Origin of the sequence: Pseudomonas fluorescens (assembly GCF_902497855.1) — a bacterium.
Lineage (GTDB): Bacteria > Pseudomonadota > Gammaproteobacteria > Pseudomonadales > Pseudomonadaceae > Aquipseudomonas > Aquipseudomonas fluorescens_BI.
Genome location: NZ_CABVHU010000015.1, coordinates 1 through 15,509, shown reverse-complemented (window position 1 = coordinate 15,509; position 15,509 = coordinate 1). Strand labels below are relative to the sequence as shown.

The 15,509-nt window shown below is 61.5% G+C and carries 13 protein-coding genes; 3 read left to right on the top strand and 10 right to left on the bottom strand.

The window, feature by feature from the left end; genetic code table 11:
• Nucleotides 1-186: 186 nt before the first annotated feature.
• The 3 genes from F8N96_RS25830 to F8N96_RS25815 all read right to left on the bottom strand — a co-directional run bounded on the left by F8N96_RS25830 (nucleotide 187) and on the right by F8N96_RS25815 (nucleotide 4,190).
• A complete protein-coding gene (locus F8N96_RS25830; RefSeq protein ID WP_150800215.1) occupies nucleotides 187-1,212 on the bottom strand; it encodes a histone deacetylase family protein in 1,026 nt (341 codons plus the stop codon).
• Between the two features lie 151 nt (nucleotides 1,213-1,363).
• Nucleotides 1,364-2,593, bottom strand: coding sequence for a Zn-dependent hydrolase (locus F8N96_RS25825; protein WP_150800214.1), 1,230 nt, complete (start codon nucleotides 2,591-2,593; stop codon nucleotides 1,364-1,366).
• A gap of 286 nt (nucleotides 2,594-2,879) precedes the next feature.
• Nucleotides 2,880-4,190: an MFS transporter gene (locus tag F8N96_RS25815; RefSeq protein WP_150800213.1), complete on the bottom strand. Its 1,311-nt coding sequence runs from the start codon at nucleotides 4,188-4,190 to the stop codon at nucleotides 2,880-2,882.
• A 161-nt stretch (nucleotides 4,191-4,351) separates the two neighbouring features.
• Between F8N96_RS25815 and F8N96_RS25810 the strand changes: the two genes are divergently transcribed.
• Nucleotides 4,352-5,284, top strand: coding sequence for a LysR family transcriptional regulator (locus F8N96_RS25810; protein WP_128869907.1), 933 nt, complete (start codon nucleotides 4,352-4,354; stop codon nucleotides 5,282-5,284).
• Between the two features lie 253 nt (nucleotides 5,285-5,537).
• On the opposite strand, the gene F8N96_RS25805 is transcribed toward F8N96_RS25810, so the two are convergent.
• The 6 genes from F8N96_RS25805 to F8N96_RS25780 form a co-directional block, all read right to left on the bottom strand.
• Nucleotides 5,538-6,149, bottom strand: coding sequence for an RraA family protein (locus F8N96_RS25805; RefSeq protein WP_150800212.1), 612 nt, complete (start codon nucleotides 6,147-6,149; stop codon nucleotides 5,538-5,540).
• Nucleotides 6,142-6,534 carry a RidA family protein gene (locus tag F8N96_RS25800; protein ID WP_150800211.1) on the bottom strand — a complete coding sequence of 131 codons (393 nt, stop codon included), beginning with the start codon at nucleotides 6,532-6,534 and terminating at the stop codon, nucleotides 6,142-6,144. Before F8N96_RS25800 ends, F8N96_RS25805 begins: the two co-directional genes overlap by 8 nt.
• Nucleotides 6,535-6,552: 18 nt before the next feature.
• Nucleotides 6,553-7,932 carry an MFS transporter gene (locus F8N96_RS25795; RefSeq protein ID WP_150800210.1) on the bottom strand — a complete coding sequence of 460 codons (1,380 nt, stop codon included), beginning with the start codon at nucleotides 7,930-7,932 and terminating at the stop codon, nucleotides 6,553-6,555.
• Nucleotides 7,933-8,058: 126 nt separating this feature from the next.
• Nucleotides 8,059-9,000, bottom strand: a complete 942-nt coding sequence (locus F8N96_RS25790) for a 2-hydroxyacid dehydrogenase (RefSeq protein ID WP_191635387.1) — start codon at nucleotides 8,998-9,000, stop codon at nucleotides 8,059-8,061.
• A complete protein-coding gene (locus tag F8N96_RS25785) occupies nucleotides 8,997-9,752 on the bottom strand; it encodes a class II aldolase/adducin family protein (protein WP_150800209.1) in 756 nt (251 codons plus the stop codon). Before F8N96_RS25785 ends, F8N96_RS25790 begins: the two co-directional genes overlap by 4 nt.
• Nucleotides 9,749-11,050 (bottom strand): MFS transporter, encoded by a 1,302-nt coding sequence (locus F8N96_RS25780; protein ID WP_150800208.1) that lies wholly within the window; start codon nucleotides 11,048-11,050, stop codon nucleotides 9,749-9,751. Before F8N96_RS25780 ends, F8N96_RS25785 begins: the two co-directional genes overlap by 4 nt.
• A gap of 157 nt (nucleotides 11,051-11,207) precedes the next feature.
• Between F8N96_RS25780 and F8N96_RS25775 the strand changes: the two genes are divergently transcribed.
• Nucleotides 11,208-12,164 (top strand): LysR family transcriptional regulator, encoded by a 957-nt coding sequence (locus F8N96_RS25775; protein ID WP_150800207.1) that lies wholly within the window; start codon nucleotides 11,208-11,210, stop codon nucleotides 12,162-12,164.
• A gap of 12 nt (nucleotides 12,165-12,176) precedes the next feature.
• Here F8N96_RS25775 and mrdA read toward each other — a convergent pair whose 3' ends face one another.
• A complete protein-coding gene (mrdA, locus tag F8N96_RS25770; RefSeq protein WP_150800206.1) occupies nucleotides 12,177-14,069 on the bottom strand; it encodes a penicillin-binding protein 2 in 1,893 nt (630 codons plus the stop codon).
• Between the two features lie 259 nt (nucleotides 14,070-14,328).
• Between mrdA and F8N96_RS25765 the strand changes: the two genes are divergently transcribed.
• Nucleotides 14,329-15,252: a TIGR03571 family LLM class oxidoreductase gene (locus tag F8N96_RS25765; protein WP_150800205.1), complete on the top strand. Its 924-nt coding sequence runs from the start codon at nucleotides 14,329-14,331 to the stop codon at nucleotides 15,250-15,252.
• The last annotated feature ends 257 nt before the right edge of the window (nucleotides 15,253-15,509 follow it).

The window sequence follows — 15,509 nt, the reverse complement described above, 5'->3', positions numbered from 1 at the left end:
ACGTTAACGTAAGGGCGATGGCAAGTGCCTTACAGCACTTGTGTTTCAACAGTATGACCGCGTTATCGTTCTTCGCTGGCAAGCCAGCTCCTACAGGTGCAATGGTGACCACACATCTCGCGTTCACCCCGGTCCACTGTAGGAGCTGGCTTGCCAGCGAAGGCGCCCTCCCGGACACCCCGAAACTCAGATCTTCCACACTTCAGAATTCACAAAAAACGCCCGCGCATTATCCTCCAGACTCTCCAGATGATACCCCCCCTCCTGCACAATCAAACAGGGCAACCCAAGGCTGCGAATCCGCTCGCCCAGCACTGCAAACCCGTCCCGCGTCACCGCCACCTTGCTCTGCGGATCCAGTTCGAAAATATCGAACCCCAGGGACAGTACCAGCACCTCGGCGCCGAAGTCCTTCACCGCCGCCAACGCCACCTCCAGTTGCGCCAGGAAGTGCGCCTCGCTCGCGCCATGGGCCATCGGCAGGTTCAGGTTGAACCCCTCCCCCTTGCCACTGCCACGCTCATCGGCGAAGCCGGCCACCCCCGGATAGAAGTTGGTCGGGTCGCCATGCACCGAGACATACAGCACATCGTCGCGCTCGTAGAAGATCTCCTGGATCCCCTGCCCGTGGTGCATGTCGGTGTCGAGCACCGCGACCCGTGCAAAACCGTCGCGCAACACCTGCGCCGCCACCGCCGCGTTATTCACATAGCAAAACCCACCCGCCGCTTCGGCCCGGGCATGATGACCCGGCGGACGGCACAAGGCATACGCGGCCGGTTCGCCATCGAGCAATGCCTGGGCGCCAGCGACAGCGCTCTGCGCCGACCAATAGGCCGAGCGCCAGGTCTGCGCGCCCACCGGGCAACTGCCGTCCGCCAGGTATCGCGCGGCCTGGGCGAGAATCCCGCGCAAGGCGTTGGGCTCGCGCACGAAAATGTTCGACATCACTTCATCGCCCCAGTCCTCGGGGATTTCCTTCCAGCGCTGATGGGCTTCCTGCAGGAAGCCCAGGTAGGGCGCGCCGTGGACCGCCAGCAGCGGATCGAGCCCGGCATCGGTCGGTTGCTCGACCGTAAAACCCAGGGCGCGCGAGGCCTGCACCAGGCGTTGAGCACGCTCGGGCACTTCCTGCGGCGTGCGCATCTGCCCACGGGAATAGTAGCTGCGTGGATGGTGAAGCAATTGTTCGGGATGGAAAAAACTGCGCATGGGATTAATACCTGTCAGTTAACGTAGATCTTGAAACCGAGTGCGTTCAACTGTGGGAGCGAGCCTGCTCGCGAATGCGGTGTGTCATCCTGCAATGATGTTGGCTGACACTCCGTATTCGCGAGCAGGCTCGCTCCCACAGGGATTGCGTTTATTCAGCTCTTCCGGCACGGCTCAGCACGGCGTTGAGCAACACATCGGTGCCCTGGCGCACGTCTTCGGGCAGCACGTCTTCCGCTTCGTTGTGGCTCAAGCCGCCGACACACGGGATGAACACCATAGCCGTCGGGCAGAACCGCGCCAGGTGAATCGCGTCATGCCCGGCGCCGCTGACAATCGATTGCTGAGCGTAGCCCAGCGCATCCACCGCCTGCTGCACCGCCGCCACGCAATCGGCGTCGAAGGGGGTGGCCGGGCTGATCCAGTGCGGCGTGATCGTCAGATTCAGTCCGCGACCGTCGGCAATCGCCTGCAGTCGTGCTCGCACCTGCTGCTCCATCGCCTCGATGGCTTCATCGCGGTGATGACGCAGGTCGACGGTGAAATTCACCAGCCCCGCAATGGTGTTGCGCGACGACTTGTTGATGCTCAACTCGCCGACCGTGGTCAGCCCCTCGGGGGCGAAATCAGCGGCCAACCCTTCGATCGCCTGAATCATCCGCGCCACGCCGTACAAGGCGTCCTTGCGCAGCGGCATCGGCGTGGTGCCAGCGTGGGCGGCCATGCCTTCGACCCGCACGTCGAGCCAGCGAATCGCCTGGCCGCCGCTGACCACACCGATACTCTTGGCGTTGTCTTCGAGGATCGGCCCTTGTTCGATGTGCGCTTCAAAGTAGGCGTCCACCGCGCCGCCCAGCGGGCGCTCGCCGGCGTAACCGGTGCGCTTCAATTCGTCGTCGACGCTGATGCCGTCGACGTCCCGCACCGCCAGCGCCGCCTCCAGTGGCATGATCCCGGTGAATACCGCCGAGCCGAACATCGCCGGGGTGAAGCGCGCCCCTTCTTCGTTGGTCCACACCGCCACTTCCAGCGGCTTGCGGGTCCGGATTTCCAGATCGTTGAGGCAACGCACCACTTCCAATCCTGCGAGTACGCCGTAGACGCCATCGAAACGGCCGCCTTCGGGCTGGGTGTCGAGGTGACTGCCCATCATCACCGGTGCGGCGTCCGGGTCGGTGCCGGCCCGGCGGGCGAACAGGTTACCGATGGCGTCCACGCTCAGGGTCATGCCGGCTTCGCGGCACCAGTGGGAAAACAGTTCGCGGCCGGCCTTGTCTTCATCGCTCAGGGCCAGGCGGCAACTGCCGCCACGGGCGGTGGCGCCGATTTCGGCCATGGCCATCAGACTCGCCCACAGGCGTTCACCCTTAATCTTCAACATAAGTCAGTCACTCCACGAAAATTCAGTTGGAAACGGTGATTTCTGTGTAGGAGCCGGCTTGCTGGCGAAGGCGTCTTCATGGGCGGCGCAAGGCTCGAGGCCGCCTTCGCTGGCAAGCCAGCTCCTACACACGATCCCGGTGTACAGATGGATTGTGCTCAAAGCTGGGCCCTGTAGGAGCCGGCTTGCTGGCGAAGGCGTCTTCATGGGCGATGCAAGGCTTGAGGCCGCCTTCGCTGGCAAGCCAGCTCCTACAGGGGGGGTGGTTGTTCGTGATTGATCGGCGTCAGGCGTTGGCCAGCTCGATGCGTTCAGCACTGGCATGGCGACGGGCAAGGGACAAGACACAGATCAGCGACGTCGCGGCGATCAGGCTGTAGAACACCGCCATCGGCCACCATTGACCGGCGAATTTGTGCGCCAGCATCGTGCCGATCAGCGGCGTCAGGCCACCCGCCAGGGCACCGCAAACCTGATAGGCCAGCGAGATCGCGGTGTAACGCACCCGGGTCTCGAACATGCCACTGACATAGCCGGCGATCACCGCGTAGAACGAGGCCATGCACACTACCGCCAGGGCAATGCCGAGGATCATCAGCGGCGCCTGGGCCGAGCTGACCAGCACGAACATCGGGTACGGCGAGGCCATGGCCAGCAATGACACCAGGCACAGGAAACGCGTCGCGCCCATTTTCTCGGCCACCCAGGCCGCCAGCGGCTGAATGCAGAACTGAATGATCGCCACCACGAACAGGCACTCGAGGATCAGCGAGCGCGGCAACTCAAGCTGTTGGGTGGTGTAGGCGATCATGAAGGTGTTGGTGAAATACACCCCGGCGATGCCCAGGGTGTTGGCGCCGATGCACAACAACAGCGGACGCCACGCGGTACGCAGGACTTCCATGACCGGCGCCTGCTCCTTGCGCGTGCTTTTGCGGGCCAGTTCGCGGCTGGCGAGAAACTCCGGCGATTCATTCACGCCCAGGCGAATCGCCAGGCCCACCAGCAGCAACAGCGAACTGGCGAGGAACGGCAAGCGCCAGCCCCAGCTCATCAGCTCTTCTTCCGGCAGTCGGGTGACGGCGCTGAAGGCCAGCAATGACAGGATCAAACCGGCCGGGCTGCCGAGTTGGGCAAAAGAGGCGAAGAAGTTGCGACGACCTTTCGGTGCATGCTCGCCGGCCATCAACACCGCCCCGCCCCACTCGCCACCGACGGCGATGCCCTGGACGATGCGCAGCAGAATCAGGAGCACCGGTGCCGCCGCGCCGATTTGCGCGTAGGTCGGCAGCAAGCCGATGCACACCGTGACCACGCCCATCATCAGCAAGGTGATGATCAGCGATTTCTTGCGGCCGATGCGGTCGCCGATATGGCCGAAGATAATCCCGCCCAATGGTCGCGCGAAGAAGCCGACGGCGAAGGTGCCAAAGGCGGCCATGGTGCTGAACAGCTTGTCCTCGGAGGGGAAGAACAGCGCGCCGAACACCAGCGCGGCGGCGGTGGCGTAAATGTAGAAGTCGTACCACTCGATCATGGTACCGATAAAGGCTGCGGCTGCCGCACGGCGCGGCTGAGGAGAAGCTTGGGGCTTCATGGGTCGGTCTCCTTTGGTTATTTTTTTGGCAGGAGTGAAACAGCAAAATCAAGGTGCTCTGACGGCGCCTGTCTGGAGTGATTTATCGTCCCGGGGCTATGATTAGTCAATTTTCTATTTATTATGCGAAGTATTACGACAGCTTATAATCGAGAGCCTCCATGGCCGAACGCGATGTGCAACGCCTGCTCAATGACCGTCTGGACTGGAACCTGCTGCGCACTTTTCGGGTGATCGGCCAGGAGCTGAGCATCAGCCGTGCCGCCGCCCGCCTGCACCTGACCCAGCCGGCGGTGAGCCAGGCATTGAAGCGTCTGGAGGAGCAACTGGGCCGACAACTGATCGCCCGTCGCGGGCCACGGTTTGCCCTGACCGAAGTCGGCGAGCAGATCTTCGAACTGGCCGGGGAAATCTACGGGCAGATGTCCCAGGTCAGCAGTGTGCTGGAGCAGCCGGCCGACGAAGTGATCGGCAAGGTGCGCCTGCTGATCATCAGCCGGATCTTCTCCGAGCGCTTCGATGACTTCCTCGCGGACTTCCACCGCCAGCACCCGCGAGTGGATCTGGAAGTCGACGTGATGCGCAGTTCCGACATCGTCAGTGCCTTGCAGGAAAAGACCGCGACCCTCGGCCTGAGCCTCAACCGTCGCCCGCAACCGCGCCTGGAACAACGGCTGTTCCTGCGGCAGCGCTACGCGTTTTTCTGCGGCAAGCACCATGCAATGTTCGGCCGGCAGAACGTGGTCGAAGGGGATTTGCAGCGGGAGAATTTTGTCAGCTTCACCAGCGACCAGATCGGCGGCATGCTCTCGCCACTGACGATTTTCCGTGATCAGCAGGGTTTCAGCGGACGGATCGTCGCCTCGTCACAGAGCCTGGAAGAGGTCCGGCGCCTGGTGATCGCCGGGTTCGGGATTGGCTGCCTGCCCGAGCACGTGGTGGCGGCGGACGTCGAAGCCGGATTGCTCTGGCGCCTGCCGCCCCGTGAAGGGATTGCCGATGTGGACATTCATCTGCTGTGGAACCGCGAGCAGCGCATGAGCCGGGCCGAGACGATCTTTCTCGAGAGCCTGCAACGCTGCCTGACGACCTAGGGGGCGTTCTCAATTAGTTTACCCACCGCGTTGTCGCCTTAAAGCGGGCCAGGCAAGGCGCAGGCCGCTGGGAATGGTTGTTCCCTTTCCAAGGCCTGCAACGCAGCCTGGCCCGCTTTAAGGCACAACCCGAAGGGCCGGGCCTGCTGTTGTGCAGGGCTGCGTTGCTCGAAGCTTTTTTGGAATGACCAAACCACGCTTCTCGCGCCTTGCCCTGCACAACAGCAGACCCGGCGCGGAGGGGAAACGCCCCCTAGACCCGCAACACCTGCGACACCGGTTCACCGGCGTGCAACCGCTCCAACAGGCGCGGCTCGGCTTGATCGGACGCCAACGCCTGTTCGATGACGCCGGCCGCCGTTGGCCAGTCGAGAAACAGCACGCCGTTGTCGTCCGCCAGCACCAGGTCCCCGGGATGCACCGTGACGCCGGCACACTGGATCGGCTGATTGATCTGGCTGTCGCCCCGACCATGCAGCTTGGTGGTCAGCAGGCTGGTGCCGCGAGCGAAAACGGGTAACCCGCCTTCTCGCAACTCCAACAGGTCGGTCACTGCGCCGTCGACCACTATTCCCACGGCCCCGGCGCAACTCGCCGCGCAACTGGTGACGGCGCCGACCGGGGCGTGTTGCCAGTCGCCACCGGTGTCGATCACCAGCACGTCACCGGGCCGGATCAGCGCCAGGGCCCGGTTGACCGCGATGGCATCGGCGCCCACCAATTTCAAGGTCAGCGCGCGGCCGACCACTTTCACATGGGGCACCATGGCCCGCAGTTGCGAGTCGGCAAAGCCCTCCTCGAGGAAATGTCCGAGGGTCGGAAAGCTCACCGTCTTGAGCCGTTCGATCAGTTGCGACTCATCCATGTTGCGGCTCCCTGGCTATCAATTCGGCGACACAATCGATTTCCAGCGACACGCCCCAGAGCGCCACGCACACCGTGGTGCGTGCCGGCGGCGCATGGCCAAGGAACTCGCGGTACACCGCGTTGAACGGCTCCAGTTGTGCCGGATCGGTGAGGTAGGCATTGACCTTGATCACATGGCTGAAGTCGGACCCGGCTTCAATCAGGATCGCCTGCAGATTGTGCAAGGTTTGCCGCACTTGTTCGGTGAATTCGGCGGGCTGGTCATCGAGCCCGCTCTGGGCCGGAATCTGCCCGGCGGTGAACACCAGGTGGCCGCTGACCACCGCCTGGGAGTAAGGGCCGACCGGGCCGATGAAGCCCGGGGCTGACTGGATTCTGTGCATGTCGTTGTGCTCCATTGATCAGGCGGCGGCCGATTTGACAGGCTTGCCAAACGCGGGCTCGTCGACGGGAACCGCCGCCGGGATTTCACTGATGTCTCGCTTGAAGGTTTCGGTCAGCAGCAACAGCGCCACCAACGAAATGAACGCAGCGCCGATCATGTACCAGGCCACCGAAGAGCCTTTGCCGGTCGCCGCCAGCAAGGCGGTGGTGACGATGGGCGTCGCCGCACTGCCGAGCAGGCCGGACAACATGTAGCTGATGGACAGTCCCGAATAACGCACACGTGTTCCGAACAGTTCGGCAAGGAAGGTCGCGATCGGCCCGTAATTGGCCGCGAAGGCCGTCATCAACAGCAGGTAGCCGAAGATCACACAGGGCAACTCTTTGGTATCCATCAACCAGAACATCGGGAACACCACCAACGCTTCGGCCACGATGCCGGCAACGATGATCGGCTTGCGTCCGTAACGGTCCGACAGCGCGCCGAACACCGGCAACATGACGATGCACCAGGCGCAGGACAGCAACACCACGCCGAGCATCACGCTGCGGCTGAACCCGAGATTCTGCGTGCCGTACGTCAGGCCGAAGGCGACGATGATGTTGAACGACGCCCCGGTGGACATGGTGGCGATCCCGCCCAGCACCACTTGTTTCCAGTACTTGCGAAACACTTCCGCCAGCGGCATTTTTACCTGCACCTCGGCTTCCTTGACCTTGTTGAAGGCCGGGGTTTCAGAGATGTTCAAGCGAATGTACAAGCCCACGGCGATCAGCAGCACGCTGGCCAGGAACGGAATACGCCAGCCCCAAGCCAACAGGTCTTCAGGGGACAGCCACGCGGCAATCAGCAGGAAGGCCAGGTTGGCAATCATGGTCCCGGCCGGGACGCCGATCTGTACCCACGAGCCGTACAAGCCGCGCTTGTTGGCGGGAGCGTGTTCCACCGCCATCAGCACCGCACCGCCCCACTCGCCACCTAACGCCAGGCCTTGAATCACCCTCAGCAGCAACAACAGGATCGGCGCCCAGATACCAATGGCCGCGTAGTTCGGCAATAACCCGATGGCGAACGTCGCGGCGCCCATGGTCAACAGTGAAACCAGCAACATCGACTTGCGTCCCAAGCGGTCACCGAAATGACCGAACAGTGCCGCGCCGACAATCCGGGCCAGGTAGGCCGAAGCAAACGTACCGAACGCCAGTAAGGTGCCGATCAACGGATCGAAATCCGGAAAGAACACTTTGTTGAACACCAGCGCCGAAGCCGTAGCGAAAACAAACAGGTCGTACCATTCCACAGTGGTGCCGATGACACTGGCCACGGCCACTTTCTTCATGCTGACTGCAACTTCCGGAGGTGCGCCGGACTTTTCTACAGGCGATAGTTCGCTCATTACTGTCTCCAGGAGTTCATCAAGAACTCGTATTTAATTGTTTTAACTGGCAGTAAAACATCGAAGCGAGGGATTGTTGTTATATAGCGCCCAACTCAATGGGCGAGTTCGCAAGGCGGTTTCTTATTAATAACCGAGTGTTCGGTCCGCACAATTCAATAACGGCTCACCGCTATTTAAACGGCGAAAATTCTCTGCAACTTGTTCGGCGATACAGTCATGGGAGGCCGCGGACGCCATGTGCGGAGTGATAGTGACGCCGGGCATCGTCCAGAGGCGGTGATCGACCGGCAACGGTTCCTGTTCGAAAACATCCAATAGAGCGCCGCGCAGTTTTCCCCGTTCGAGTGCATGTTCGAGGTCATCGATGTTCAGGTGCCCGCCCCGGCCGCAGTTGACTAGCGCAGCGCCGTTGGCGAGCCGTTCGAACGTGGCATTGCCGAGTATGCCGCGGGTTTCACTGGTAAGGGGTAGCAGGTTGATCAGCAGCTCCAGGCCATCGAGAAACGGGTTGAGGTGTTCTTTACCGGCAAAGGTCTGCACGCCCGGCAAGTCCTTGCTGCGGCGCGCCCAGCCACGAACGTCGTAACCGGCGGCGGCCAGGTCCTGGGCAATGGCGCTGCCCAACGACCCAAGCCCCATCACCCCGACCTTGAACTGCCCCGCCGCCCGTTGCAGCGGCCGCTCCCAACGCTGGTGCTGTTGCTGCAACAGCACCTGATCGAAGCCGCGGTGATAGTGAATCGCCGCCCAGCGTACGTACTCCGTCATACCTTGGCGGTGGCCGGGATCGACCACTCGGCAGATCGGCAAGTCCGGGCACGACGGGTCGTGATCCAGGTGATCGATGCCCGCCGCCACCGAATGAATCACTTGCAGGTTCGGCAACGCGGCGAGGCTGCCTGGCAAGGGAAACCAGCATGCGGCAATCTGCGCGTTGGCAGCCTGCGGATCATCGGCCAGGACTGCTTTGAGTTGCGGCGCACTGCGAGCAAATGCAGCCTGCAATTGCTTGAGTAGAAGACTGTCGCGGGACAGCAGAACCACGGTGTTGATGACGGTTTTCACGATAAGTAGGACTCGCGCTGGGATTCGATCAGGGTCAGGGCGGCCTCCCAGGCCAGGTCGATGATGTTGTCCTGCTCATCGCGGTCAAACTGTTCGGCGGTGTGTGCGCAAACTTCAGGGGACGGGTAATGCAACGCCGAACCACCGGACAGGGCCGCCACTTGCGCCTGACAGGCACGTTCCAGAAAGTGAATCTCCTGGAACGCCTGGGCCACGCCGGAACCACCGACCAACAGCCCATGATTGCGCAGGATCATCGCCCGGTGCGGCCCCAGGTCGGCAATCAGGCGCTCGCGCTCATCCAGCGACAACGCGATACCTTCATAGGTGTGATACGCCAGCTTGCCGTAGAACTTCAATGCATGCTGACTGATCGGCAGCAGCCCTTGCTTCTGCGCGGCGACGGCCATGCCGGCGGCCGTGTGAGTATGGATCACGCAGTTGAGATCCGCGCGGGCCATGTGGATCGCCGAGTGAATGACGAACCCGGCGGCGTTGACCCGGTGGCCTTCGTAGTACGGGTCGACCACCCGACCGTCCTGATCGATGCGCACCAGGTCCGAGGCACGCATACGGTCGAAAATCACCCCGTAGCGGTTGATCAGAAAGTGATGCTCCGGCCCCGGAATGCGCAGGGTGATGTGGGTGTCGATCAGGTCGGTCATGCGAAAGTGCGCGACCAGGCGATACAGCGCCGCCAGTTCGCAACGGGCTTGCCATTCAATCGGGCCGATGTGTTCAGGTTTACTCACGAATACACCTCTTTAGCAGCGTGGGTGACGACCGGGTTGGCACGCAGGCGGGCCAGGCCGCAAACACCGATCAGGGACAGGGCCGAGAGCAAGGTGAAGAACACCGCCAACGGCAACCATTGTCCGGAAAACTTGCTCGCCAGCAGCGTGCCGATCAGCGGCGTGGTGCCGCCGGCCAGCGCACAGCTGAGCTGGTAAGCGATGGAAATGCCCGAGTAGCGCAGGTGCACCGGGAACGCCTGGGTCATGTAGCCGGCGATCACCGCGTACAGCGCCGACAGAATCACCACCGCCAGGGCGATGCCGAGGGTCATCAGGACAATGTTCTGCGTACCGACCAGCAGGAACATCGGATAGGGCGTGACCATGCACAGCAGCGCTACGAGCTTGAGGAATCGGCCTTCGCCGATGCGCTCGGCGAGCAGCGCCGAGAGCGGTTGCGAAAGCAGTTGAATGACGGTTACCAGGAACAGGCAATCGAGAATCGTCGAACGGGCAATACCCTGGTACTGGGTGACGTAGGTGATCATGAAGGTGTTGGTGAAGAAGAAGCCGGCCGAGCCTATGGTCACGGCAGCGGCAGCAAACAGGATTTGCCGCCAGCAGGTGCGGATCACATCCCTCACCGGGTACTTGGCGGTCTCGTTGTTGTCCCGCGCCTTGGCGAATTCCGGCGATTCGTGAACCCCGGAACGGATCATCAGGCCGACCATCATCAGCACGCCGCTGGCGAGAAACGGCAGGCGCCAGCCCCAGGCGAGGAAGTCTTCCGGCTCCAGCGACGTCACCAGACGAAAGGCGATCAAGGCCAGCAACAAACCAGCCGGGCTGCCGAGCTGGGCAAAGGACGCATAGAAGGTTTTGCGCCTGGCCGGTGCGTGTTCGCTGGCCATCAGCACTGCCCCGCCCCACTCGCCACCGACCGAAATGCCCTGGATCAGGCGCAGCACGATCAGGCCGATCGGCGCCCAGATGCCGACGCTGGCGTAGCTGGGCAACAGGCCGATGCCGGCGGTGGCCACGCCCATCAGGGCCATGGTCACCAGCAACATTTTCTTGCGACCCAGGCGATCGCCCAGGTGGCCGAAGACCATGCCGGCCATGGGCCGGGCGATGAAGCCGACGGCGAAACTGCCAAAGGCTGCCAGCGTGCTCATCACCGGGTCGCTGCTGGGAAAGAACACCTGCCCGAGTACCAGCGCCGCCGCGGTGGCGTAAATGTAGAAATCGTAGAACTCGATGGTCGTGCCAATGAAGGCGGCGGCCGCGGCTCGACGCGGTTGAGGGGTAGTGTGCATGCAAGGACCCTGTGTATTTATAGTTTTGGGCAGGTACTGAAGGCTGGTTTACGGTTGCACTCTGTGGCGCTTGTGGCCTTTATCGCTTTCGTGCCAGGATTAGTCAATTTTCATATTCTTATCTTTACTATTAGTACTGCTACTACTTGGAATCCTTATGTCTTCCACTAACCCGTGGGTCGGCCGTCGTTTTCTCAATGACCGCCTCGACTGGAACCTGTTGCGCACCTACCTGGTGATCGGCCAGGAAGGCAGCATGAGCCGGGCCGCCGCGCGATTGCACATCACTCAATCGGCGGTCAGCCAGGCACTGAAACGACTGGAAGAACAGCTCGAATGTGTATTGATTGCCCGCAGCGGGCGGCGGTTCGATCTGACGGAAACCGGGGAAGAAGTCCTGCGTATCGCGGCAGATATTTACGGAGATATTTCGCGACTGGGCACAGTGGTGGAGAGTCGCCATGACGATCTGGTAGGCAAGATTCGCATCCTCACCGTCAGTGGCGTGCAGGCACGGCACTACGATGACTTCCTCGCCGATTTCCATGAAACCCACCCGAAAATCGAGTTTGAAGTGGAGGTGATGGGCAGCTCGAACATCATCAGTTCACTGCTGCAAAAGACCGCGACGATCGGCGTTGGCCTGTGCCGCTTACCGCAACCGCGGCTGGAGCAGCGAGTCCTGTTTCGTGAGACGTATGCGTACTTTTGCGGCCAGCGTCATCGACTGTTCGGACAAGAGAACCTGACCCTGGAACAGCTCGCGGCGGAGAACTTCGTGAGCTTCACCAGCGATCAGCTCGGCGGCAATCTGTCGCCGTTGACATTGTTTCGCGACCAGCAAGGGTTCACCGGCAAGATCGTTGCTTCATCGACGAGTTTCGAAGAGATTTATCGCTTGATCTGCGCAGGTTTTGGCATTGGTTGTCTGCCGACACACTTGGTGCGGCGGGATGTCGAGCAAGGTTTGCTCTGGCGTTTGCCGCCGGAAGACGGGGTGGTGGATTTCGATATCCAGCTGTTGTGGAATCGCGAGCAGAAGATGAGCCAGGCCGAAACCGTGTTCCTCGACAGCTTCCAGCACCGGCTCAGCATTGGTGAGCCTGTGCTGTGAAACCTCGATCATTCAGACGTGCGGGTCGCCTGGCTTTTTGCTCGGCGTGGCGTACTGCGGCTTCAGGTGGCCGTCCTGATCGAGCAGCCAGGCGTCCATGATCTGCCGCACCACGGGACCGGCGACACGACCACCGGCCTCGCCGTTCTCGATCATCACCGAGATGACGATCTTCGGATGCTCTGCCGGCGCGAAGCCGACGAACAAGGCGTTATCACGGTTACGCTCCAGGGTTTTCGCACGGTTGTAGCGCTCGCCCTGCTTGATCGCCACCACCTGCGCGGTCCCGCTCTTGCCGGCGATGCGGTATTGCGCGCCCGCCGCCGCCGCCCGGGCAATCCCGCGCGCGTCGTGCATCACCATCTGCATGCCGTGGTTGACCTGCTCCCAGTCACGGGGGTCCTTGAGCAGGATGTTCGGCATCGGATGCTCATCCACCGGGGCGATGCCATCCACCGTCATGGCCAGGTGCGGCCGGTTCCAGACGCCCTTGTTGGCGATCAACGCAGTGGCCTGGGCCAGTTGCAGCGGCGTGACCTGCATGTAGCCCTGGCCGATGCCGAGGATCACCGTTTCACCGGGGAACCACGGCTGGCGGCGCGTGGCGCGCTTCCAGGCCTGGGACGGCATCAGCCCGGCAGACTCTTCGAACATGTCCAGCGAGACCTTCTCGCCGAGGCCGAACATCGCCATGTAGTCGTGCAGGCGGTCGATGCCCAGCTTGTGGGCCAGGTCGTAGAAGTAGGTGTCGTTGGAGCGCATGATCGCCGCGTCCATGTCCACCCAGCCATCGCCGCTGTGGTTCCAGTTGCGGTATTTGTGATCGAAGTCCGGCAGCTGGTAATAACCCGGATCGTAGACACGGGTTTGCGGGGTGACCACGCCGGCGTCGAGACCGGCGATCGCCACTTCCGGCTTGATGGTCGAGCCGGGGGCATAGAGGCCGCGCAGCACGCGGTTGAACAGCGGCCGGTCGATGGAATCGTGCAGCGCCGCGTATTCCTTGAAGCTGATGCCCGTCACGAACAGGTTCGGGTCGAAGCTTGGCTTGCTGACCATGGCCAACACGTCGCCGGTCGACGGGTCGAGCGCGACCACTGAACCGCGCCGATCACCCAACGCCGCCTCGGCGGCTTCCTGCAGTTTTACATCCAGGCTCAGGACGATGTTTTTGCCGGGGATCGGATCGGTGTGCTTGAGCACGCGCAGCACCCGGCCCTGGGCGTTGGTTTCGACTTCTTCGTAACCGACGTGGCCGTGCAATTGCGCCTCGTAGAATTTCTCTATGCCAGTCTTGCCGATGGATTGGGTGCCACGGTATTCCACCGAGTCCAGGACTTTGGATTCTTTCTCGTTGATACGGCCGACGTAGCCGATCGAATGGGCGAAGTGCGCGCCCATCGGGTAGTGACGAACGAACTGCGGCTCGACGTCGATCCCTGGCAGACGGAACTCGTTCACGGCCAATACCGCGATCTGTTCTTCGCTGAGTTCGTAGAACAGCGTGACGGGGACGAACGGATGGCGGGCCTGCTTCATGGCCTTGTCGAACAGGGTGCGGGCTTCGGTGGGCAAATGCAGGAGGTCGACCACTTCGTCCAGCTCCCCTTTGATATCGGAGGCGCGTTCGCGAGTGATGGTGAGGTTGAAGCTGGGGCGGTTGTCGGCCAGGACCACGCCGTTGCGGTCGTAGATCAGCCCTCTGGAGGGGGTGATCGGCAGTACGTGCACGCGGTTGTTTTCGGAGATCGTCGAGTTATAGTCGAATTCGAGTACCTGCAGGACATACAGGCGCACGACCAGGGCGCAGGTAATCGCGGCAACGAACAAGGCGCAGGCCATCAGTCGTTTGTTGACCAGGCGCGTCTCTTGTTCATGGTCCTTGATCGTTATCGGTTCGGGCATTTGTGCAGCAGCTCTTTGACTTTAAAGGGGGCCCCTTCCTCAGGCTTGAAATCAGTCCTTTAAAAAACGAGCTGCACCATACCAAAAACCGCGGGGTCACTTTAGTGCGATTTGCTCCAAGGGCGGTCATTGACCTGCAGTTTGCGGCGCACTCGTGCCTTTCACTCAAGATTGATATTCCGATTCATGCATTTTTCTGGCTGCAGCGCCTGTAGATACTGGGTGCATGTCATTCCCTTTGTGCAATCCGGAGTCTTTCATGCACCCACGTTTTAAACGATTACTTGGCTCGAATGGCTTTTCCATCGGGCTGGAGTTGCCGCTGGATAATGATTGGTCCAGCGATGGGCAGCGACTGCGAATCGCCGAGAACAGGCCGTTTGGTGTTCCCGACCTGAAGCAGCACGCGACCATGGCACGCCTGGCTGACCAGTCGGGTTTCCGCGCCCTGTGGGTGCGTGACGTGCCGGTTTACGACCCCAACTTCGGCGATGCCGCACAGGTGTTCGAAACCTTTTCCTACTTGGGCTACCTGGCGGGGATCACCGATAACATCATGCTGGGCACGGCCGCGGTGGTGCTGCCACTGCGTCAGCCCTGGCTCACGCTCAAGTCCGCCAACAGTGTCGATGAATTGAGTGAAGGGCGCTTGCTGCTGGGTGTGGCCAGTGGTGACCGGCCGATGGAATATCCGTTGTTTGGGGTGGACTATGAACAGCGGGGAGAGATTTTTCGCGAGACTGTCGAGTTGTTGCGCAGTCAAGGTGAAGGGCGATTGCCTGAAGGTGCCCGGTTGCTTCCCGAACGGGATCAGCCGGTGCCGTTGCTGGTAGCCGGTCTGGGTCAACAATCGCCGGCCTGGATTGGCCACCACATGGATGGTTGGCTGGCTTACCCTGGCACGCCGGAGGAACATCGTCGTCGAGCAGGTCTGTGGCGGGAGGTCGGCGCAGACAAGCCCTACATCAGCTTCGTGCACCTGGATCTGGCGGCCAATCCCCATGCGCCGATGCGCCGTGTGCGGTTCGGTGGCTGCTGTGGGCGGCTGGCCCTGATTGATGAGCTTCAGGCTTTGCGTGAGGCGGGGGTGCAGCATGTTGGCTTGCATGTGCGTCGCAGCGAACGACCGGTGGCCGAGGTTATCGAAGAGATCGCTGAGTACGTGCTGCCGAAGTTTCACTGATGCGAACGCGATGTGTGTGTGTGTAGGAGCGAGCTTGCTCGCGAAGAACTTCAGGACACCGCGGGGCATCAGGAGGCCAGCGTCATCGTTGGCGACCATCGCGAGCAAGCTCGCTCCTACAGGATTTCGCTTTATTCCAGGCAAAAACAAAACCCCTACCTGCATACGCAGATAGGGGTTTCGGAATTTAATCTTGACGATGACCTACTCTCACATGGGGAAACCCCACACTACCATCGGCGATGCATCGTTTCACT